The organism is Cryobacterium sp., from assembly GCF_025463825.1.
In the GTDB taxonomy this organism is placed as follows: Bacteria; Actinomycetota; Actinomycetes; order Actinomycetales; family Microbacteriaceae; genus Cryobacterium.
In genome coordinates, this window is the sequence record NZ_JAODBG010000049.1 from 25,640 (window position 1) to 45,950 (window position 20,311).

General features: G+C 69.7%; 16 protein-coding genes and 2 pseudogenes. 11 read left to right on the forward strand and 7 right to left on the reverse strand.

Annotated features, from left to right (window positions below):
• Positions 1–20: 20 nt before the first annotated feature.
• The 4 genes and pseudogenes from JWP54_RS05940 to JWP54_RS05955 form a co-directional block, all read right to left on the reverse strand.
• Positions 21–1,352: a GNAT family N-acetyltransferase gene (locus JWP54_RS05940; protein ID WP_297368680.1), complete on the reverse strand. Its 1,332-nt coding sequence runs from the start codon at positions 1,350–1,352 to the stop codon at positions 21–23.
• A gap of 201 nt (positions 1,353–1,553) precedes the next feature.
• Positions 1,554–2,438, reverse strand: coding sequence for a sugar phosphate isomerase/epimerase (locus JWP54_RS05945; RefSeq protein ID WP_297368761.1), 885 nt, complete (start codon positions 2,436–2,438; stop codon positions 1,554–1,556).
• Positions 2,435–2,668: pseudogene (locus JWP54_RS05950) on the reverse strand (DUF993 family protein); the annotation flags it as partial. The gene JWP54_RS05945 and the pseudogene JWP54_RS05950, both read right to left, overlap by 4 nt.
• Positions 2,655–3,058, reverse strand: a pseudogene (locus JWP54_RS05955) (gfo/Idh/MocA family oxidoreductase); the annotation flags it as partial. The pseudogenes JWP54_RS05950 and JWP54_RS05955, both read right to left, overlap by 14 nt.
• A gap of 206 nt (positions 3,059–3,264) precedes the next feature.
• Here JWP54_RS05955 and JWP54_RS05960 point away from each other — a divergent pair.
• The 9 genes from JWP54_RS05960 (at position 3,265) to JWP54_RS06000 (ending at position 13,946) form a co-directional block, all read left to right on the forward strand.
• Positions 3,265–4,380: a glycerate kinase gene (locus tag JWP54_RS05960; RefSeq protein ID WP_297368682.1), complete on the forward strand. Its 1,116-nt coding sequence runs from the start codon at positions 3,265–3,267 to the stop codon at positions 4,378–4,380.
• Between the two features lie 223 nt (positions 4,381–4,603).
• Positions 4,604–5,617: a LacI family DNA-binding transcriptional regulator gene (locus JWP54_RS05965; RefSeq protein ID WP_297368685.1), complete on the forward strand. Its 1,014-nt coding sequence runs from the start codon at positions 4,604–4,606 to the stop codon at positions 5,615–5,617.
• A gap of 246 nt (positions 5,618–5,863) precedes the next feature.
• Positions 5,864–7,195: a sugar ABC transporter substrate-binding protein gene (locus JWP54_RS05970; protein ID WP_297368688.1), complete on the forward strand. Its 1,332-nt coding sequence runs from the start codon at positions 5,864–5,866 to the stop codon at positions 7,193–7,195.
• Between the two features lie 104 nt (positions 7,196–7,299).
• Positions 7,300–8,214 (forward strand): carbohydrate ABC transporter permease, encoded by a 915-nt coding sequence (locus JWP54_RS05975; RefSeq protein WP_297368691.1) that lies wholly within the window; start codon positions 7,300–7,302, stop codon positions 8,212–8,214.
• Positions 8,215–8,225: 11 nt separating this feature from the next.
• A complete protein-coding gene (locus tag JWP54_RS05980; RefSeq protein ID WP_367274187.1) occupies positions 8,226–9,188 on the forward strand; it encodes a carbohydrate ABC transporter permease in 963 nt (320 codons plus the stop codon).
• Positions 9,189–9,190: 2 nt separating this feature from the next.
• On the forward strand, positions 9,191–10,657 hold the full coding sequence (locus JWP54_RS05985; RefSeq protein ID WP_297368694.1) for an arabinan endo-1,5-alpha-L-arabinosidase: 1,467 nt from the start codon (positions 9,191–9,193) through the stop codon (positions 10,655–10,657).
• A gap of 1 nt (position 10,658) precedes the next feature.
• Positions 10,659–11,363, forward strand: coding sequence for a YesL family protein (locus JWP54_RS05990; RefSeq protein ID WP_297368697.1), 705 nt, complete (start codon positions 10,659–10,661; stop codon positions 11,361–11,363).
• Between the two features lie 73 nt (positions 11,364–11,436).
• Positions 11,437–12,942: an alpha-N-arabinofuranosidase gene (locus JWP54_RS05995; RefSeq protein ID WP_297368700.1), complete on the forward strand. Its 1,506-nt coding sequence runs from the start codon at positions 11,437–11,439 to the stop codon at positions 12,940–12,942.
• Entirely contained in the window at positions 12,918–13,946 is a 1,029-nt protein-coding gene (locus tag JWP54_RS06000; RefSeq protein WP_297368704.1) for an arabinan endo-1,5-alpha-L-arabinosidase, read from the forward strand. Before JWP54_RS05995 ends, JWP54_RS06000 begins: the two co-directional genes overlap by 25 nt.
• Positions 13,947–14,066: 120 nt before the next feature.
• On the opposite strand, the gene xylB is transcribed toward JWP54_RS06000, so the two are convergent.
• Together xylB and JWP54_RS06010 are read right to left on the reverse strand one after the other, a co-directional pair.
• Positions 14,067–15,482 carry a xylulokinase gene (gene xylB, locus JWP54_RS06005; RefSeq protein WP_297368707.1) on the reverse strand — a complete coding sequence of 472 codons (1,416 nt, stop codon included), beginning with the start codon at positions 15,480–15,482 and terminating at the stop codon, positions 14,067–14,069.
• A 253-nt stretch (positions 15,483–15,735) separates the two neighbouring features.
• The gene (locus JWP54_RS06010; RefSeq protein ID WP_297368710.1) at positions 15,736–16,785 is read right to left on the reverse strand and encodes a LacI family DNA-binding transcriptional regulator; all 1,050 of its coding nucleotides are present in this window, start codon (positions 16,783–16,785) and stop codon (positions 15,736–15,738) included.
• Between the two features lie 477 nt (positions 16,786–17,262).
• Here JWP54_RS06010 and JWP54_RS06015 point away from each other — a divergent pair, with 477 nt between their 5' ends.
• Complete coding sequence (locus JWP54_RS06015; protein WP_297368714.1) at positions 17,263–17,544, forward strand: hypothetical protein; 282 nt, start codon at positions 17,263–17,265, stop codon at positions 17,542–17,544.
• Between the two features lie 38 nt (positions 17,545–17,582).
• Entirely contained in the window at positions 17,583–18,515 is a 933-nt protein-coding gene (locus JWP54_RS06020; RefSeq protein WP_297368717.1) for an aldo/keto reductase, read from the forward strand.
• Between the two features lie 251 nt (positions 18,516–18,766).
• On the opposite strand, the gene xylA is transcribed toward JWP54_RS06020, so the two are convergent.
• Positions 18,767–19,957 carry a xylose isomerase gene (gene xylA, locus JWP54_RS06025; protein ID WP_297368720.1) on the reverse strand — a complete coding sequence of 397 codons (1,191 nt, stop codon included), beginning with the start codon at positions 19,955–19,957 and terminating at the stop codon, positions 18,767–18,769.
• Between the last annotated feature and the right edge of the window lie 354 nt (positions 19,958–20,311).

Consider the following 20,311-nt stretch of genomic DNA (forward strand, 5'->3'; position numbering starts at 1 on the left):
GCGGGAACCCGGAGCCCGCTCTAGAACCAGGTGCTCAGGTGCGGGGTGTACGCGGAGTGCAGGGCCGTGTCCAGTCGGCGCGCGGCATCCGGAGTCTTCTCGAGAATGCGGCCGGCGCGGGCGAGGTCGACGGCGCTCGTGCCGCCCAGGTACAGCGACGCCAGGTCGGCCGCCGTCAGGGCAACCTCGACGGCGCCGTCCGGCGTGCCTGCCGCCGCATCGGGCAGCCGCTGCGCCTGGCCGCTCCCGTCGGCTGCAATGGTGAGCAGGAACCGGCCCTGGGCGAAATCGAGGTCGTCGGTGATGTCGAGCAGGTAGTCGCCCGGTGCCGCGTACCGGCGGGCGCCGAGGGCGGTGGGCACATCGAGGATGCGCAGCCAGAGGTGGTCGCGTTCACCGGTCTTGCGCACGGCGCGGTGGTCGGAGACCTGCCAGGCCACCGGTTCGGAGATGCTGCGCAGCGGCGCCGCGATCTCGTTGACCATGTCCATCTCGACCATGAACCGCCACAGCGCTGCATACGCGTCGTCGGTCGCGGCGACCAGGTCGACCAACTTGAGCTGGCCGGGCTGGCTCACGTTCTGCAGGGCGATCTCATAGAGGGCGAAACCGGCGATGGCGCCGTCGGCGTCGTCGTAGCGCACCGCCCGGATGCCGCGCTTGTGTGCCTCCGGTTCGTTCGGCAGCAGCCCCAGGATGCGCTTCCACCAGATCTCGCGGCGGTCCACCTCGCCGGGGCAGCGTTCGCGGGTGCGTTCGAAGACCGCGGGGCCGTCGGTGAGCAGCGATTCGGGGTTCACGAACTGCACCCGGCCGGCCGGCGTGGGCCCGATCCAGCGCGCCCGCGGGGTCTCGACGAGGTAGGAGGACTGCCGTACGGACGGGCCGAAACCGTATCGGCCGTAGATGGTGGCCTCCGACACCGTGAGCATGGCCACCGGCAGCCTCAGCCGCACCGCGGTGCGGAGTTCCGAGGTGAGCATGGCGCGGGCGATGCCCTGGCGGCGGTGGGTGGGCGAGACCGTGACCGAGCTGATCGCCCAGCTGGCCAGGGCGGTGCCGCCGGGCACGGTCAGGCCCATCTCCCAGGACCGGACGGTGGCGACCGGGGTCTCCGGGTCGGCCGAGGTGGCGTCCCACACCCCGGTGACCCGGTCGGTGGCGATGTCCTCGACCTGCACCTCGAGGGTGCCCTCGGTGGGAGTGATCTCGTGGAAGCCGCGGGCATCCGCCAGCAGCCAGCGCTTGAGGCCGACCTCGTCGGAGGCATCGAGCACCGAAAGCCTCAGGCCGCGTTCGGTCAGGACGGTGGCGGATTCGGGGTCGACGGGCGCGGAGTCGTAGGCATTCACCCAACCAGCCTACTTCCGCGGCCCGCTCCGGTCTGGGCCCGTACGCGGTGGCCTCGCGGCGTCGGAAAACGCTCGCGGCGTGGGTTAGTGCTCGTGGCGTGGGTTAAGGCGCCACTTACCCCACGCCGCGAGCACTATTGCGTGCTGCGAGCACTTGTGCGTGCCGCGAGCGCTGGGGCGCGTTGGCGGAACGTGGTCGGGCTAGAGGTGCGGGGCGACCGCGGTGCCGAAGGAGGCCACCGTGCCGGCCACGGCCTCGGCCGGCGGGGTGTCCCAGATCGCCTGGTTGAAGATCTCCACCTCCACGTCGCCGGTGTAGCCGGCGGTGCGCACCAGCTCCGAGATGGCGGCGAAGTCGATAACGCCGTCCCCCGGGTAGTGCCGGCCGAGGAGCACATCCGCCGGCAGCGGGGTGGCCCAGTCGCAGACCTGGTAGCTGGCGATGTAGCCGCCGGCGCCGGCACGGGCCACCTGGGCGGCCAGATCCGGGTACCACCAGACGTGGAAGGTGTCCACGACCACGCCCACGGCATCCGACCCGAACTGCTCGGCGATGTCGAGGGCCTGGCCGAGGGTGGAGACCACGGCCCGGTCGGACACGTACATCGGATGCAGCGCCTCGATCGCGAGGGTGACCCCCGCGGCCCGGGCCTCGTCGGCCAGCTCGCCGATCGTATCGCGCACCCGGGCGCGGGCGCCGACGAGGTCCCTGGACCCCTCGGGCAGCTCGCCGGCGACGAGCACCAGGGTGGGCGCGCCGAGCGCGGCGGTCTCGGCGATGGCGCGGCGGTTCTCGTTGATGGCGGCCCGGCGCGCCGGTCCCTCCGGGTTGGTGAAGAAACCGCCCCGGCACAGGCTGGAGACGCGCAGGCCCGAGTCGACGACCAGCTGCACCGCGGTGTCCAGGCCCACCTCGGCGACGGGTTCGCGCCAGAGGCCGATGCTCGTGACGCCGGCGTCGGCCGTGACGCGCAGGGCGGTGGCCAGGTGGGCGTACTCGATGGTGGCCTGGTTGATCGACAGCCGCGGATGCGCGGCCGTGGCCCCGGTGGCGGATGCGGCCGGGGTGGGCAGGGTGGAGGTCATGCTGGGACTCCGTTCAGGGTCAGGTAGCTGCTCCAGCGGGCGGCCGCGAGCTCGGGCCGCTCCACGGCGCCGGAGTCGTTGGCCAGGCGCACGATCTCGGACAGGTGCGGCAGGCTGCGGGCGGCGTGCAGCCCGCCGACCATGCTGAACGCGTCCTGGTGGCCGCCCAGCCAGGACAGGAACGCGACCCCGGTCTTGTAGTAGAAGGTGGGGCTCGACACCGTTCTTGACGCCGGCGGCCGCGGCCAGCCGAGCCAGTTCGAGGGCTTCTCGGTGTAGATGGCCTTGCCGGCCGCGATGGCCTTATTGAGGGCGCTCACCCGGGCCTTGGTGACCAGGAAGTCCGCGTAGACGTGCCAGCGGTCATCCGCCAGCGCCGCGTCGAGGTCGGTCGTGTAGTGCTCGATGCCGTGCTTGTCGGCGAGTTCCTTGAGCTTGGCCTCGTTGCGGCCGACCAGGATCGGTGCGACCTGCACCCGGCTGCCATCCCGGAGCGGAACCCCGCCCTGCTCGCGGATGGCAAGGATGGAGCGCACGAGGTGCTGCCGGTAGCCCATGCGCCCGGAGGCGCCGTGCACGATGATGCCGAGGGTCTGTGCCACGAGGGTGTCCTTCTTCATTGAGGGTAGCTCTCCGCGAAAACTGGAAAGCGTTTACCCGACGTGTAGAACAGGAGATCGATGGTTCGCAACGGTGCGGACAAAATACGACACGGTGCAGCTTGACAATCTGCGCCTCGGCCGTTCAAGCTGGGCAAACGTTTTCCTCTCGTCCGTCGCCGCCGCGTGCCCGGATGCCGGGAACCGATACAACGAAGTGGAGCCGGATGCCGACCGTCGAGCGCGTGGTGATCGCCCCGGATTCCTTCAAGGGCACGGCAACGGCGCTGGATGTCGCACGGGCGCTGGCGGCCGGCTGGGCCTCGGTTCGTCCGGACGACGAGCTGCTGCTGATGCCCATGGCCGATGGCGGTGAGGGCACCCTGGATGCGTTCGAGCTCGCGGTGCCCGGTGCCCGGCGGATGCCCGTGACGGTGGCCGGCCCCGACGATCACCCGGTCGACACCACCTGGCTGCTGCTGCCGGACGGCACCGGCGTGGTCGAACTGGCGTGCACCAGCGGCATCACCCTCCTCTACCCGCTTCAACCGCTCGCTGCCCACAGCATCGGTTTCGGCGAGGCCATCGCGGCCGCGCTCCGGCACGGCGTCAGCCGGCTCTACCTGGCGGTGGGCGGCAGCTCGTCCACCGACGGTGGGACGGGCGCACTGACCGCCCTCGGCGCGAGCTTCACCGACGCTGCCGGCCGAGCGGTGCACACGGGCGGCCGCGGGCTGGCCGACGTGGCGGCGGCGGACCTCAGCTCTCTGCCGGTACTGCCGGATGGTGGCGTGCTGATTCTCGGTGATGTGACCAACCCGCTGCTGGGCCCGAGCGGCGCCGCGGCGGTGTTCGGCCCGCAGAAGGGCGCCGATCAGGCCCAGATCGCCCAGCTGGACGCGGGCCTGGCCCGCCTGGCCGGGGTGCTCCCGATGGACCCCCTCACCCCGGGCGCCGGGGCGGCGGGCGGCACCGCGTTCGGCCTGCTGGCCTGGGGTGCCCGGATTCTTGCGGGGTCCGCCGCCGTGGGGGAGGCGCTGGGTGTGCCGGCGGCCGTCGCCGGTGCATCCGTGGTGATCACGGGCGAGGGCCGGTACGACGCCCAGTCGGCGGCCGGCAAGGTGCCGTCCTATCTGGCCGCTCTCTCGAAGGAGGCCGGTGCACGCGCCCTCCTCGTGGCCGGCGCGATCGATGCCGACGCGCTGGCGGACCATCCCGGCCAGTTCGACGCGGCCGTGGCGCTCACCGCCCTGGCCGGCGGCGGCGCGGCCGCGATGGCGGACCCGCTCCGGTGGCTGCAGCTCGCGGCAATCCGACTCGCCACCGCCCCGCAGTACACCTAGCGCCCGCGCGTACGAAGCGGAAGGCGGGCCGCGTGCCGCGCGCGCACCGTCGGGGCCCGCCGCGGGCGCGTGAACGGGCCGGCGGGCTGCAACGTTGTAATGCACGCGGTAAGTTCGCATAGAGAACAGTCGGATGCGCACCGGAGCGGTGCGCGGACGGCCGCGATTCCCGCGGCCACCCGCGCGAGGCGGTTCGTGGGGAATCGACCAACCAGGGAGCGAAATGGCAGCAACACTGCGCGATGTGGCGGCGCTCGCCGGGGTGTCGATCAAGACGGTGTCGAATGTCGTCCACGACTTCGAGCACATCCGCCCGGCGACCCGCACGAAGGTGCGCGCGGCCATCGACGAGCTCGGTTACAAGCCCAACATCACGGCTCGCAGCCTCCGCTCCGGCCGCACCGGCGTGATCGGCCTGGCCCTGCCGGAGCTCAGCCTGAGCTACTTCGCCGAGCTGGCTGATGCCATCATCCAGGCCGCCGAACGCCGCCACCTCGTCGTGCTCCTCGAGCAGACCGGCGGCGGCGACCGCGACCGCGAAATCGCCATGCTCTCGAGCCCGCGGCTGCAGCTGACCGACGGACTGATCTTCAGCCCGCTGGGCATGAGCACCGACGATGCCGAGCTCCTCAATGTGGGCTACCCGCTGGTGCTGCTCGGCGAGCGGGTGTTCGGCAGCCCCGTCGACCACGTCACCATGCACAACGTCGAGGCCGCCAAGGCCGCGACCCGGCACCTGATCAGCCGGGGCCGCCGCCGCATCGCCGTGATCGGCGCGCACGAGGGGGAGCTGGTCGGCTCCGCCGCGCTCCGCCTGCAGGGCTACCGCGAGGCCCTCTCCGAGTCCGGCATCCCGTTCGACCCGGCCCTGATCGGCCACGTGGGCCTGTGGCACCGGCTGGACGGCGCCGAGGCGATGCGAGCCATGATCGATTCGGGTGTGAACTTCGACGCCGTCTTCGGACTCAACGACGCCCTCGCCCTCGGCGCGATGCGGGTGGCCCAGGTGGCCGGGCTGAGGGTGCCGGAAGACGTGATGTTCATGGGCTTCGACGGCCTGGACGAGACCCAGTACTCGCTGCCGACCCTGTCGACCATCGACCCCGGCCGCGACGAGATCGCCGACACCGCGGTGCGGCTGCTGGTGCAGCGCATCGAGGAGGGCGTGACCCCGCCGGTGCCCGAGGTCTACCTGGCCGACTACACCGTGGTCGACCGGGAGTCGACGGCCGGCTAGCCCCGCCCTGCTCCCGCCTCCTGGGCCGATGCCGGTGTTCCGGATCCTTCGGGGCGGCCCCGGGAATGCCGGATAACGGAACGGTAACGATATTACAACGTTGGAATTTTTTGCCGGAATATCTTGCGCCTCGGCGGAGCCTGACATACTGTTACAACGTTGTAAAACACTCAGGACACGGATGTCCGACCCGCCGGGCCGTGGCATCCACCACTCACAGCACAGCCAATCGGGAAGGAACACGTGATGAAGAGGTCACGTCTTATCGCCGCCTCCGTAGCAATGATCGCTACGACCGGCCTTCTGCTCAGCGGATGCTCGGCAGGAGCAGCAGACACCGGTGAGAAGCAGCTCACATTCATGTTCCGCGGCGGCGAAGACGAGAAGGCCGCGTACACGACGGCCATCAAGGCCTTCGAAGAAGCCAACGACGTCAAGGTCAAGATCATCGTCACCACCGCCGACGACTACTCCACCAAGCTCAAGGCGGCCATCGCCGGCAAGCAGATCCCCGACGTGTTCTACATCGCCCAGGGTGACATCCAGGCCTACGTGAACAACGGGGTCGTCCTCGACATCACCGACTACGTCGAAGACTCGGACACCCTCGACCTCGACAACATCTGGGAGTACGGCGTCGACAGCTACCGCTACGACGGCAGCCTGGTCGGCGAGGGCGCCATCTACGCGCTGCCCAAGGACGTCGGACCGTTCTCGTTCGGGTACAACAAGACCATGTTCGAGGCCGCGGGCATCCCGCTGCCCGACGTGGATGTGCCCCTGACCCTGCAGGAGTTCGTCGACATCTCCAAGCAGCTCACCAAGGACCTCGACGGCGACGGCGAACTCGACCAGTGGGGCACCGGACTCAACGTGCAGTGGAGCCTGCAGTCCTTCGCCTGGTCCAACGGCGCCGATTTCCTCAACGAGGACCGCACCAAGGTCACCGTCGACACCCCCGAGTTCGCCGAGGCCCTGCAGTGGTTCGCCGACCTGTCCAACGTCGAGGGCGTCACCCCCTCCACCGCGCAGGCGCAGACCCTCGACACCTACCAGCGGTGGATGAGCGGCCAGATCGCGTTCTTCCCGGTGGGTCCGTGGGACGTCTCCACGTACGCCGACCTCGACTTCGCCTGGGACCTGATTCCCTACCCGGCCGGCAAGACCGGTGAGTCCGCCACCTGGGTCGGCTCGCTCGGTATCGCCGTCGGCAGCACCACCGAGGACCCGGAGCTGTCCGCCAAGCTCGTCGAGTACCTCTCCGCCGATGTCACCGCGCAGCAGACCTTGGTCGACGCCGGTGTGCAGATCCCCAACCTCAAGGACATGGCCGACACCTGGGTGGCCGACTCGACCACCCCGCCGGCCAACAAGCAGGAGTTCCTGGACATCGTCAACGACTACGGTCGCGCGCTGCCCGCCAACAACACCTACAACGCCGAGTGGTACGACGAGCTGTTCACCAACATCCAGCCTGTGCTCGACGGCAAGCAGACCGCCGCTGACTACCTCAAGGAGGCGCAGCCCAAGATGCAGGCATTCCTGGACGACGCCAACGCCCAGGCCGGTATCGGCTGACACCGCCCGGATGCCGCGGCCGCGCCCTCGACGCGTGGCCGCGGCATCCGCCCCCGGCCCCGGCCGGTCCCAGCTCATCGGAATCAAGTCAAGGAAGATCGCTGATGTCCACTGAAGTCCTTCGCTCCAAGCCGCGCCGCTCACGCCTGCACCGGCGCGAGCACCAGGTCGCCCTCCTGTTCATCGCGATCCCCCTGATCGGGTTCCTGCTCTTCACGCTCTACCCGCTGCTCTACTCCGTCTACGCCTCCTTCACGAGCTGGAACGGCCTGGCCGCACCCAAGTTCAACGGCCTCGACAACTACATCAAGATGTGGAACGACCCGTACTTCCTTAAGGCCATGTGGAACACGCTGTTCATGATGATCGGCATCCCCATCGGCCTGGTGCTCTCGATGGCGCTGGCCCTCGGGCTCAACCGCAAAATGCGCGGCACCACGTTCTTCCGCACCGTCTACTACGTGCCGGTAATCTCCTCGATCGCCGCGATCGCCATCCTCTGGCAGTGGGCGTACAACGGTGACTTCGGCCTCGTCAACCAGGTCCTCGACCTGTTCGGCATCCAGGGCCCGAACTGGCTGGCCGACAAGGACACCGTCAAGCCGGCCCTGATCATCATGGCCACCTGGAAGGGCCTGGGCTACTCCATGCTGCTCTACCTGGCCGCCCTGCAATCGGTGCCGCGCTACCTCTACGAAGCCGCGTCGCTCGACGGCGCGGGCACCTGGCAGCAGTTCCGCAACATCACCATGCCGATGGTGCGCCCGGTGACCTTCTTCCTCGTCGTCACCAGCATCATCGGCGGCTCGCAGATCTTCATCGAGATCAACATCATGACCCCCCTCGGTGGCCCGGAGTTCAGCTCCGCCTCCATCGTCTGGTACATCTGGCGCCAGGCGTTCAACAACCTTCACATGGGGTACGCGTCGGCCATGTCGATCGTGCTCGGGTTGGTCATCTTCGTGATCACCGTCATCCAATTCCGGCTCAACCGCCGCAACCAGTTCTCGATCGACTGAAGGCCGCCCTCGTGAGTACGTCAACTTCCCTGCCCGGCCCCGCCGCCGCAGCGCCGCTGCTCGACCCGCAGGCCGGGCTTCCCGGCCGCAGCCCGGTGCGCTCCGGCCGCCGCAGCAACACCCCGGCTGCGCTGTCGCGCACCTCGCGGTACAAGCTCGGCAACCTGCTCGTCACGCTGATCCTCTCGCTCGGCGCGATCGTGATGCTCGGCCCGCTGGTGTGGACCTTTTCCACCTCACTGAAGACCCACGACGCGATCTTCGCCCTGCCGCCCCAGTGGATCCCCGACCCGGTGATGTGGGACAACTACGTGCGGGTCTGGTCGGCCGGTCCGCTGCTCAGCGGCATCCGGAACAGCCTGATCGTGGCGACCACCGTCACCGTGATCGGCTCGCTCACCTCCGCCGTGGCCGCATTCGCGTTCGCGAAGATGAAGATGCCGTTCAAGAACGCCGCGTTCCTCATGCTGCTCGCCGGGCTGATGATCCCGTTCCCGACCATCATGATCCCGCAGTTCATGGTCTTCGCCGAGATCGGCTGGGTTGACACCCTCCTGCCGCTGATCGTGCCGGGCCTGTTCGGCAACATCATCATGATCTTCTTCCTCAAGCAGTACCTCGAGAACGTCCCGGACTCGATCATCGAGGCCGCCAAGCTCGACGGCGCCTCGTACCTGCAGATCTTCTGGCGGCTGATCTTCCCGGCCATCCGGCCGGCCATGGCCGCCCAGTTCATCCTCTGGTTCATGGCCGTCTGGAACGACTACCTGGCGCCGATCATCTACCTGAACACGCCGGAGAAGCAGACCCTGCAGCTCGTCATCGCGAGCTTCAACGCCCAGTACGCCAGCCAGACCGATTATCCGCTGATCATGGCGGCGTCGTTCATCGCACTGCTTCCCGTGCTGATCGTGTTCATCATCTTCCAGCGCCAGATCATCGAATCCGTCGCCCTCACCGGTGGGAAGGGATAGTCATGACGGTTCTCGACGAGCGTCCGGCCGCCGCGCCGGCCGCCGGCGCCCTCCGCAGCCTGGTCCCGGCACCCGCCGGCGACCCGGCCGCCTGGGGCACCCGCAACGCGCACGACCCCACCGTCGTGCGCGACACCGACGGCAGCTGGTTCATGTTCTCCACGGACGCCGCCGCCGGCGCCGACTCGGTGGCCGCCGGTGTGCACGTTCGCCGCTCGGTGGACCTCGTCACCTGGACCTTCGTGGGCACCGCCCTTGCCGGGGTGCCCGGCCCCGCCTTCGAGTGGAGCCAGGCCCCCGGGCTCTGGGCCCCGGAGGTCGTGCGCTGGCCGGCGACCGGCGCCGTGGGCGCCGACACCGCCGAGGTGCGGTGGCACATGTACTACTCCGCGTCCACTTTCGGATCGAACACCTCCGCCATCGGCCTGGCCGTGGCCAGCAGCCTGGCCGGCCCCTGGGAGGACCGCGGCATCGTGGTGGCCACCCGGGCCGGCACCGACAGCCAGAACGCCATCGACGCGGCCGTCACGATCGACCGCTCCGGCGCCCCGTGGCTGACCTACGGGTCGTTCTTCTCCGGCATCTACACGCTGCCGCTGGACGCCACCACCGGTCGGCCGCAGACGCCGGGCGACCTCGGTACCCTGCTCGCCCGCCGGCCCGTCTCGGTGGACCGGGCCATCGAAGGCGCCTTCGTCCTCTACCGCCGTGAAGAGGACCGCTACGTGCTGTTCTCCTCCTACGACTCGCTCTTTGACAGCTACAACGTGCGCGTGGCCGTGGCCGAGGAGATCACCGGCCCGTACACCGACCTGCTCGGCCACGCGCTGACCGACCTGGACAGCGCTCCGGAGCTGATCGGCACCAAGGTGCTCGGCAGCCACCGGTTCGGGAGCGACACCGGCTGGCTCGCCCCCGGGCACAACTCGATCCTCATCGAGGCCGGCCTGCCCGGCACGGACGGTTCCGGCGACGGCGCAACCGCGGGCGCCGATGGCTACCGGTCCCACGAGTACTTCATGGTGCACCACGTGCGCTTCGCCGACGATCCGCACCAGCACGTGGTGCAGCTGCGGCGCACCTTCTTCACCGCGACCGGCTGGCCCGTCGTCTCGCCGCAGCCCTTCGCCGGCGCCGAACTGGAACGGCTCACCGAACCGGTCGACCTGGCCGGGGCATGGCAGGTGGTGCGGCTCGCCCCGGACTCCTCCGCCCTGGTGGACTCGGTGACCAGCACGCTCACGCTGGCCCCCGCCGCCCTGGTCCCCGCCGGCGCGGCACCCGCCGACCGGCTCTTCGGCGCCGCCCCCGAGAACGTCAGGCTGGTGGTCGGCGGCGCCGGGACATCCGGCACCGAGCTCGACGCCGTCGTCTTTCCCAGCTGGGACTGGGCCAACGCCCGGCCCGCGCTCTCGTTCAGCGGCCTCGCCGCCGACGGGGTGGCCTGGTTCGGCACGAGGAGCGCCTGAGATGGACGATTACGCCATCGGCTGGGCCGGCAAGGTGATGAACTGGTTGCGCTTCGCGATCGCCCTCGTGGTGATCAACCTGCTCTTCCTCGCCGGCACGCTTGCCGGGCTCGTGGTGCTGGGCGTGTTCCCGGCGGCCACCGCCGCTGCGATCCTGCTCGGCCGGCTGCGCGCCGGGCAGCCCGGCGACCGGCTGGTGCGGGACTTCATCACCGCCTACCGGGCCCAGTTCTGGCGCCTGTTCGTCGTGGCGATCCCGTTCCACGCCGCCGCCGTACTGATCTTCCTCGACCTGGTGGCCTTCCAAACGACGGCCGTGGCCGGCAGCCCGGTCAGCGCCGTGCTGCTGGTGCTGCTGATCGTGGCCTCGATCGGTACCCTTCTCGCGCTCTTCTGCGCGATCACGATCTGCACCCGCTACCGCGACTCCGCACGGTCCGTCTGGCGATACGCGTTCGTGTTGCCGTTCGTCTCGCCGGTGCTGAGCCTGTCACTGATCCTGGGTCTGGGCGCACTCACCCTCGCCCTGTTCCAGTTCGGCGTGCTGATTCCCCTGATCGGGGCGTCCGCACCGCTGTTCCTGGCCGGCTGGCTCATCGATCACCGCCTGGCCGCGCTCGATGCCGCGCACCCCGCGCACGGCGCCGTGCGGAACGAAGACGGCGCCCTGCCGCTGGCACCGGCCCGGCACACCTCGCTCGCCTGAGCCGACCCACATACCTACACTTACTCGATTTCGAACTCCGTTTACAACGTTGCACAGATAGGACCGGATCTCCATGACCACCGCACGAATCAGCATCGACCGCACACATGTGGTCGCAACCATCAACCGGCGCATCTTCGGCTCCTTCGTGGAGCACCTGGGCCGCTGCGTCTACGACGGGATCTACGAGCCCGACCACCCCACCGCCAACGAGGACGGCTTCCGCCTCGACGTGGTCGACCTGGTCAAGGAGCTCGGCTCCACCACCATCCGCTACCCCGGCGGCAACTTCGTCTCCGGCTACAAGTGGGAAGACGGCGTCGGCCCCCGCGACCGGCGCCCGGTGCGCCGCGACCTGGCCTGGCACTCCCTGGAAAGCAACCAGGTGGGCCTGGAGGAGTTCGGTCGCTGGTGCGAACTGACCGGCTCCGAGCTGATGATGGCCGTGAACCTCGGCACCCGCGGCATCGAATCCGCCCTCGACCTGCTCGAGTACGCCAACGGCGAGGCCGGCACCGCCCTGGCCGACGAGCGCGTGCGCAACGGCAAGGCCGAACCGTACGACATCCGCATGTGGTGCCTCGGCAACGAAATGGACGGCCCCTGGCAGGTCGGCCACATGTCCTCCGACGACTACGGCAAGATCGCCGCCCGCACCGCATCGGCCATGAAGACCGCCGACCCGTCGCTGGAGCTCGTGGTCTGCGGCTCCTCCGGCTCGGCGATGCCGACCTTCGGCGAGTGGGAGCGGGTGGTGCTCGAGCACAGCTACGATTCCGTGGACTACATCTCCTGCCACGCCTACTATCAGGAGCGAAACGGCGACCTGGACTCCTACCTGGCGTCGTCGCTGGAGATGAAGTACTTCATCGACACCGTCGTTGCCACGGCCGACCACGTCAAGCACAAGCTGCGCAGCAAGAAGACCATCCAGCTCTCCTTCGACGAGTGGAACATCTGGTACCTCGAAGAGCACCAGGCCTCCGAAGAGGTCAACGACGAGTGGCGTTTCGCGCCGCGCCAGCTCGAGGATGTCTACTCGGTGGCCGACGCCGTCGTGCTGGGCAACCTTCTGATGACCCTGCTGCAGAACCACGACCGGGTCACCAGTGCCTCGCTGGCCCAGCTGGTGAACGTGATCGCCCCGATCATGACCGAACCGGGCGGAGCGTCCTGGCGCCAGACCACGTTCTTCCCGTTCTCGGTGACCTCCAGGCTCGCCCGCGGTGAGGTGCTCACGCCCCGCATCGAGGTCGGCAGCTACGACACCGCCGTGTACGGCGCCGCACCGCTGGTGGACGCGGTCGCGACCGTGGACGCCGAAACCGGCACCGCGGCGGTGTTCCTGGTGAACCGCAGCCAGACCGAGTCGATCGAGGTGGCCATCGACGTGGCCGGGCTCGGCGCATCCGTGGTCACGGAAGCGGTCACCCTGCACGACGCCGACCCGTACGCGAAGAACACGCTCGCCGATCAGAACCGGGTGGGCCTGAAGGACCTCGCCGGTGCTGTGCTGGCCGACGGTACGCTCACGGTCACCCTGCCGCCCGTGTCATGGTCGGCGATCGCGCTCGGTTAGGACGACCGGGTCGGGCGGGTGCGCTCGCGGGCCCGTCCGTCCTGACCCTGGCCGCGGTGCTCCTGTTCCTGTTGAGCGGATGCTCGACCGGGACGGGGGCCCGCGCCCTCAGCGGCGACATCGCCGTGCACGACCCGGCCTACGTGGCCGGGACGGACGGTGCCGCCGACTACGTCTTCTCCACCGGCAACGGGGACATCGCGGACGGCAACATCCAGATCCGCCGGTCCGTGGACGGTCTGGCCTGGGAGTACGTCGGCGAGGTCTGGCAGGAGAAACCGGCCTGGCTGGTGGCGGCGGTGCCCGGTGTCGACAACCTGTGGGCGCCCGAGCTCCACCAGCACGACGGCACCTGGTACCTGTACTACTCGGCGTCGCTGTTCGGCACCAACACCTCGGTGATTGCGCTGGCGACCAACAGCACCCTCGACCCGGATGCGGCCGACTACGAGTGGGTGGACCAGGGCGAGGTGATCACCTCGGTGGGCACCGACTTCAACGCGATCGACCCCGGCGTGGTCGAGGATGCCGCCGGCACGCCGTGGCTGACCTTCGGGTCGTTCTCGTCGGGGCTGCACCTGGTGCAACTCGAGTGGCCCGGCGGGCTGCGCGCCGACGACGCCGACCCGGAGTTGATCGCGGACCGCGACACGGCCGTGAACGCGCTCGAGGCACCGTTCCTGCTCGCCCACGACGACTACTTCTACCTGTTCTTCTCCCGAGACTTCTGCTGCCGCGGCACGGAGAGCACCTACAACATTGCGGTCGGGCGGTCGGAAACCGTGAGCGGACCGTACCTGGACGCCAATGGCGCCGCCCTGCTGGATGACGGCGGCACCCCGCTTCTGGGCAACGACGGAGACCGGGTCGGTCCGGGCGGCCAATCGGTGTCCGGCGGGACCCTCGCCTTTCACTATTACGACACCGCGCTTGACGGCGCTTTCCAACTCGGCCTGATCCCGCTCCAGTGGGAGGACGGCTGGCCAGTGGCCACCTGGGAGTAGCGCAGTTTCGCGCTCGTGGCGTGGGCTAGTGCCCGCGGCCTGAGATAGTGCTCGCGGCACGCGATATAGCGCTTGATATCGCACGCTGCGAGCACTTTCGCGTGCCGCGAGCAGCTTCGGTCAGGCGCGGTGCGCGGCGTACTGGGCGCGGATGACGGGGTGAAAGTCCGGTGTGGGGTGGGTCGCGATGGGGACCGACCAGGCGGGGCGGGCCCCGGTGAGCGCCCAGGCGGCCTGCACGGCGCCGCCGTCGGCGACGTACTCGCCGGGCACCGGCACCGCGACGGGCGCCTCGAACACCTGCGCGGCGATCAGTTGCACGGCCGGGTTCTGCGCCGCGCCGCCGATGAGCAGGATCCGCTCGGCCGTGACGCCCTGCGCGCGCACGGCGTCCAGGCCGTCGGCCAGGCCGCAGAGCAGCCCCTCGATGGCGGCGCGGGCCAGATTGGCCCGGGTGGTCGAACCCAGGGTGAGCCCGAACAGCGACGCGGTGGCGTCGGGCAGGTTCGGCGTGCGCTCACCCTCGAAGTACGGCTGCAACACCAGGCCGTCGGCGCCGGGCTCGGCCTCGAGGGCGAGGCGGCCGAGTTCGTCGTGGTTCACGCCGAGCAGGCCGGCGATCGAGTCGAGGATACGGGCGGCGTTCAGGGTGGCGATCAACGGCAGGTTCAGCCCGCTGGCGTCGGCGAACCCGGCGACGGTGCCGGACGCATCCTCGCTGGGCTGTTCGGTGACGGCGAAGACCGTGCCGCTGGTGCCGATCGAGACGACGACGTCGCCGGCGGCGGCGCCCAGGCCCAGGGCGGCGCCGGCGTTGTCGCCGGCACCCACGCCCACGACCAGGCCGGCCGGAACGCCGGGCAGGGCCACGGTGGTGCCGGCGGTCTCGCCGGGGCCGAGCACGCGGGGGAGCAGCGCGTCGTGGCCGAGGCCCCGCACGAGCAGGTCCCGGTCGTAGTCGGCGGCGGCGGCCGACCAGTAGCCGGTGCCGCTGGCATCCGACCGATCGGTGGTCAGTTCGGTGAGCACCGGGCCGAGGGCGCTGTCCCCGGCCGGGCCGTACCCGCGCAACCGCCAGCTGAGCCAGTCGTGCGGCAGGGCCACCGCGGCGACGCGGGCGGCGTTGGCCGGCTCGGCATCCCGCAGCCAGCGCAGCTTGGTGACCGTGAACGACGCCACCGGAACCACGCCCGTGCGGCGGGCGTACTCGGCGGCGCCGATCTCCTGGATCAGGGCGGCCGCGGCGGGGGCGCTGCGGGTGTCGTTCCAGAGCAGGGCGGGCCGGATGACCTGGCCCGCGTCGTCGAGGACCACCATGCCGTGCTGCTGGGCGGCGACAGACACGGCGGCCACATCCTCGAGCCCGCCGGCGTTCGTGATCGCGGCCAGCAGGGCATCCCACCAGGCGGCGGGATCGACCTCAGTGCCGGCCGGATGGGCGGCCTTCCCCGTGCGCACCATCACGCCCGTGTCGGCATCTCGCACGACCACCTTGCAACTCTGTGTCGACGAGTCGACTCCGGCAACCAGCGTCATGACGCACTCCAAACTAGAAAAACCGCGTTGGGTGGGCACAACTCCTGCAACGCACGTGCCGGCTGTCGGCCCCGGAATTACGGGGCTGACGAGCAGCGAAATGAGAAAGAGCAGGAGTCATGCCACCACCCGCGGGCGGGAGGGTGTCCTCGCCGTCATCGCCCAAGGTGGTTCACACATAAAATGTTCTGGGTCTAAACATATTCGGTTCGGGCACGCTGTGCCACCACGGACGGACGTGCGCCGCGCGAGGCTAGCGCGGCGGGCTGCTCGCGCGAAGAATCACCCGGGTTTCCACCCGGATGACCTGGTCGGTGACGTCGGTGACGTCGGTGGCGTCGGAGAGCGCGAGTTCCACGGCCCGACGGCCGAGGTCGGCCAGCGGGATGTTCACCGTGGTCAGCGCCGGGGTGACATCGCGGGCGGTGTCGATGTCGTCGAAGCCGGCCACTGCAATATCCCCGGGCACATCGATGCCCGCCTCGCGGAGGGCGGACATTGCCCCGATGGCCATCACGTCGCTGACCGCGAAGACCAGCTCGACCTGGTCGAGGCCGCCGGCGATCAGTGCCGCCGCCGCCTCGAAGCCGCCGTCCCGGGTGAACTCGCCTCGCACGACGTGGTCGGGGTGGATGGCGATGCCATGCTCGGCCAGACCGTCGGCGAAGCCGGCGAGCCGGTCGCGGGAGGTGACCAGGGCGCGCTCGCCGCAGACGGCCGCGAACCGCCGGTAGCCCGCGGCGACGAGGCTGTTGGCCAGCGCCCGGGCACCGAGGTAATTGTCCACCACGACGGTGCCGAACGGCAGGCCCTCCTGGCTGATCAGCACGACGCGGCCCCCGGTGCGGGCGAAGGCCGTGAGCTCCGCGATGAGTGCCGCCTGCGAGGTCGAGCCGTCGGAGCGGCTTCCGGTGAGGATCATGACGCGGGGTCGTTGGCCCCGGAGTGCACGGACGAGTTCGAGCTCGCGCTCGGTGCTGCGCTCGGTGACGGCCATGGTGACGATCAGGCCCTGCGCCTCGGCGGCCCGGATGACGCCGGCGGCGATGGAGGAGAAGTACGGGTCGGCGATGTCGCTCACCAGCAGCGCAACGGTCGACGTGGACCCCTTCGCCACTGCCTGGGCGGAGAAGTTCGGGCTGTAGTTGAGCCTGGCCGCCGCGGCGAGTACCCGCTGGCGGTAGTCCTCGTTGACCTTGCGGGTGCTGCCGTTGAGTGATCGGGAGGCGGTGGCCAGTGAGACGCCCGCGTCGCGGGCGACGTCGTGCAGGGTGGCCGGAGAGGCTGAGGAAGAAGCTGCCACGGTGCGGGTCCTCTCGAGTCGGTGGGGCCGGATCGGCAATAGGGAAACCCTATTCCGAAACCGGCGTACTGTGGGCGCGTTGTTTCACCCGTGCCGACATGCGTCGCCGCCGACCCAGGTGTTGGTGACGCGGGCGGGTGGAGGCGGTTCCGCGCGGAATGCGCTTGCCCGCGGGCGGGTCAACCTCGGCGACCGGTGGTCCGCCGATGCTGGTGACGGTGCGGCGGGCGCGGGATGGATGAGCGTGGACACCGGCAATGGCACGACTTCCCCGACCGGCCCGCTGCGGCGGCGGTACATCTCTCCCGAGCTCGTGTCGGGCACCGTGCTCGTCGGCGTCGTGATCGCCGTCGCGGACGAATCGGGCGGCATCCTAGACGTCTTCACGATCACGGTCCTCAGCCTGCTGGTGTTCTGGGCCATCGAGGTGTTCGCGCACACCGTCGCCGCGCACCCTGGCGTCTCGACTCCGATCCGGTGCGCGTGCGCGCCTCGTTCCGGGCCGCGCTCGCGGACTCCCAGGGACTTCTGCTGGCGGGCATCCCGCCGCTGGCCTTGCTGCTGCTCGGTTTGGTCGGGATGGAGGGTGGCGCCGTGGCCGATTGGATGGCGCTGTGGGTGCAGGTCGCCCTGCTCGGCGTGGTGGGCTGGATCGCCTTCGGCGGGCGGGGTATCGCCTGGTACGGGCGGGTCTGCGGGGCCCTGGCCACGGCGGCCCTGGGAATGTTCGCGATAGTTCTGAAGATCCTGGTGCACTGACCCTCGCCAGGGCGCGGCGCGGGCACTAGCCTCGGCTCATGGTTTCCTTAGATCCCCGGCCCGCCGGCGCGCCGGCGCTTCCGCTTTCTCCGCTCACCCTCGGTACGTCGGGCTGGTCGCTCCGAAGCGCGGAGGAAAACAGCGCGACGGATGCCCTCGCCGCAGATTTCGCGGCCGGCCGGCTTGCCTCCAACGTCATCGACACCTCCAACATCTACGGCGACGGGCACTCCGAAGTCGTGATCGGCAGGGCGTTGGGCGGCTCGGTGGGTGCCGGCCTGGTCGTGCAGACCAAGCTCGACCGGGACGCGGCCCGCAACGACTTCTCCGCCGCACAGATGGAACACTCCCTGCGCCAGTCACTCGACCGGCTGGACCTGGAGTCCGTGGACGTCCTGTTCCTGCACGACCCCGAGAACGTCGGTTTCGACAGCGTGATGCAGCCCGGCGGCGCCGTCGAGGCGCTCGTGGCGATGCGGGACCGGGGCGTCGCGCGGGCCATCGGCATCTCGGGCGGACCGGTCGAGATGATGCGGCGGTTCGTGGACACGGGCATCTTCGACGTGCTGATCAACCACAACCGGTTCACCCTGGTGGACCGCTCGGCGACCGACCTCTACCAGGCGGCGCGGGACAGGGACATGATCGTCGAGAACGCCGCCCCGTTCGGTGGGGGAGTCCTCACCGGAGACCCGCGGTTTGCCGGCACCTACGCCTACGGCCCGATCCGGCCCGAGACCCAGGCCGCCGTCGACGGCGCGACCCGCATTGCGGCCGAGGCCGGCATCCCGCTGGCCGCGCTCGCGTTGCAGTTCAGCCTGCGGCATCCGCTCGTGGACACCACGGTGGTGGGCGTGCGCACCCGCGAGCGCTTCGACGAGGCCGTGGTCCACGCAGCGATCGAGGTGCCGGATGCGGTCTGGGCCGCCCTCGACACGATCGCGCCCGCGACCGGCGTCCACACGGCCTGAGGTACCCGCCCCAGGGCCCCGAGGGCCCCGATCGCCAGCGGCGGATGCCCGCTGCGCGGGTCGGGCGCCGCTGCGCGGGTGGCGTGCCACCCGCGCAGTGGCGCGGTGCCCGCGTAGCTCTCGCTCCGGTTTCGGTGGGTGGCGCGGTGCCCGCGCAGCTCTCGCTCCGGGCAGGCGAAACCCCGGCCAGGCGGACCTGGCCGGGGCGGTGCCGCGGAGTGCCGCGGATGCGGCGGAGTGCGGGAGAGCGGTTAGCGGGCGCCGAGCAGGTGCTCGAGAGCCAGCTGCTGCAGGCGCACGAAGCCGAAGCCCTTGCCGCCGAAGTACTTCTCCGGGGCGAAGTCCTCGTAGGCCGAGGTGTCGGCCAGGAAGTCGTCGTAGCTCTCGCCCTCGGCCAGGGTCGGCACCGACAGCTCGGGCACGCGGGACGCTGCGAGCTGCTCCTGCACCTCGGGGTCGGCCCGGAAGGCCGCGGCGCGCTCCTTGAGCAGCAGGTAGGTGCGCATGTTCGCAGCGGCGGAGTCCCAGACGCCGGTGATGTCCTCGGTGCGGCTCGGCTTGTAGTCGAAGTGGCGCGGGCCGTCGTAGGAGGGGCCGCCGTTCGGGCCGCCGTTTTCGAGCAGGTCCACCAGCGAGAACGCGTTCTGCAGGTCGCCGTGGCCGAAGACGAGGTCCTGGTCGTACTTGATGCCGCGCTGGCCGTTGAGGTCGATGTGGAACAGCTTGCCCTGGTAGAGCGCCTGGGCGATGCCGGCGGTGAAGTTCAGCCCGGCCATCTGCTCGTGGCCGACCTCGGGATTGACGCCGACGAGGTCGGGGCGCTCGAGGGTGGTGATGAACGCCATCGCGTGGCCGACCGTGGGCAGCAGGATGTCGCCGCGCGGTTCGTTGGGCTTGGGCTCGATGGCGAAACGGATGTCGTAACCCTTGTCGGTGACGTAGTCGCCGAGCAGGTTGACGGCCTCGCGGTAGCGGTCGAGGGCCGAGCGGATGTCCTTGGCGGCGTCGTACTCCGCGCCCTCGCGGCCGCCCCACATCACGAAGGTCTTGGCGCCGAGCTCGGCGGCGAGGTCGAGGTTGCGCAGCACCTTGCGCAGGGCGAACCGGCGCACGGCGCGGTCGTTGGAGGTGAAGCCGCCATCCTTGAAGACCGGGGCGCTGAACAGGTTGGTGGTGACCATCGGCACGATCACGCCGGTGTCGGCGAGGACCTGCTTGAGGCGGTCGATCTCCTTCTGGCGGGCGGCATCCGTGGAGCCGAAGGCAAAGAGGTCGTCGTCGTGGAAGGTGAGGCCGTAGGCGCCGAGCTCGGCGAGGCGCGTGACGGCCTCGACGGTGTCCAGCTGCGGGCGGGTCGGCCCGCCGAACGGGTCAGTTCCGTTGTAACCGATGGTCCACAGGCCGAATGAGAACTTGTCGGCGGGGGTGGGGGTGAGTGTCATGGACGTTGACTCCGATTCAGCTTCATTGATGATTTGTTGCAATTACCAACATATTACACACGCGCCTCCGATTCGTACAGTTCGCCGCCGGATGGGCGAGGAGAACCCCGGCCACAACAAATCCACCTGGCGGCGGCATCCGAGGCGGAGCGAGCCCTGCCGTGTCGAACGGTTTCGACAATTGGCACCACGAATGCCGGCGCCTCGGCCGGTTTCGGTCCGGCACCCCCCCCAAACAGGGGCCTTTCCGGAATTGCCCCTAGGCAAACAACGAAGAGTGGCGATAAGTTCTGTCCGTCAACAAAGGCCGCAATTTGTGCGGTGGGTCAATCACAGCGATGTCCCGTTACAAGG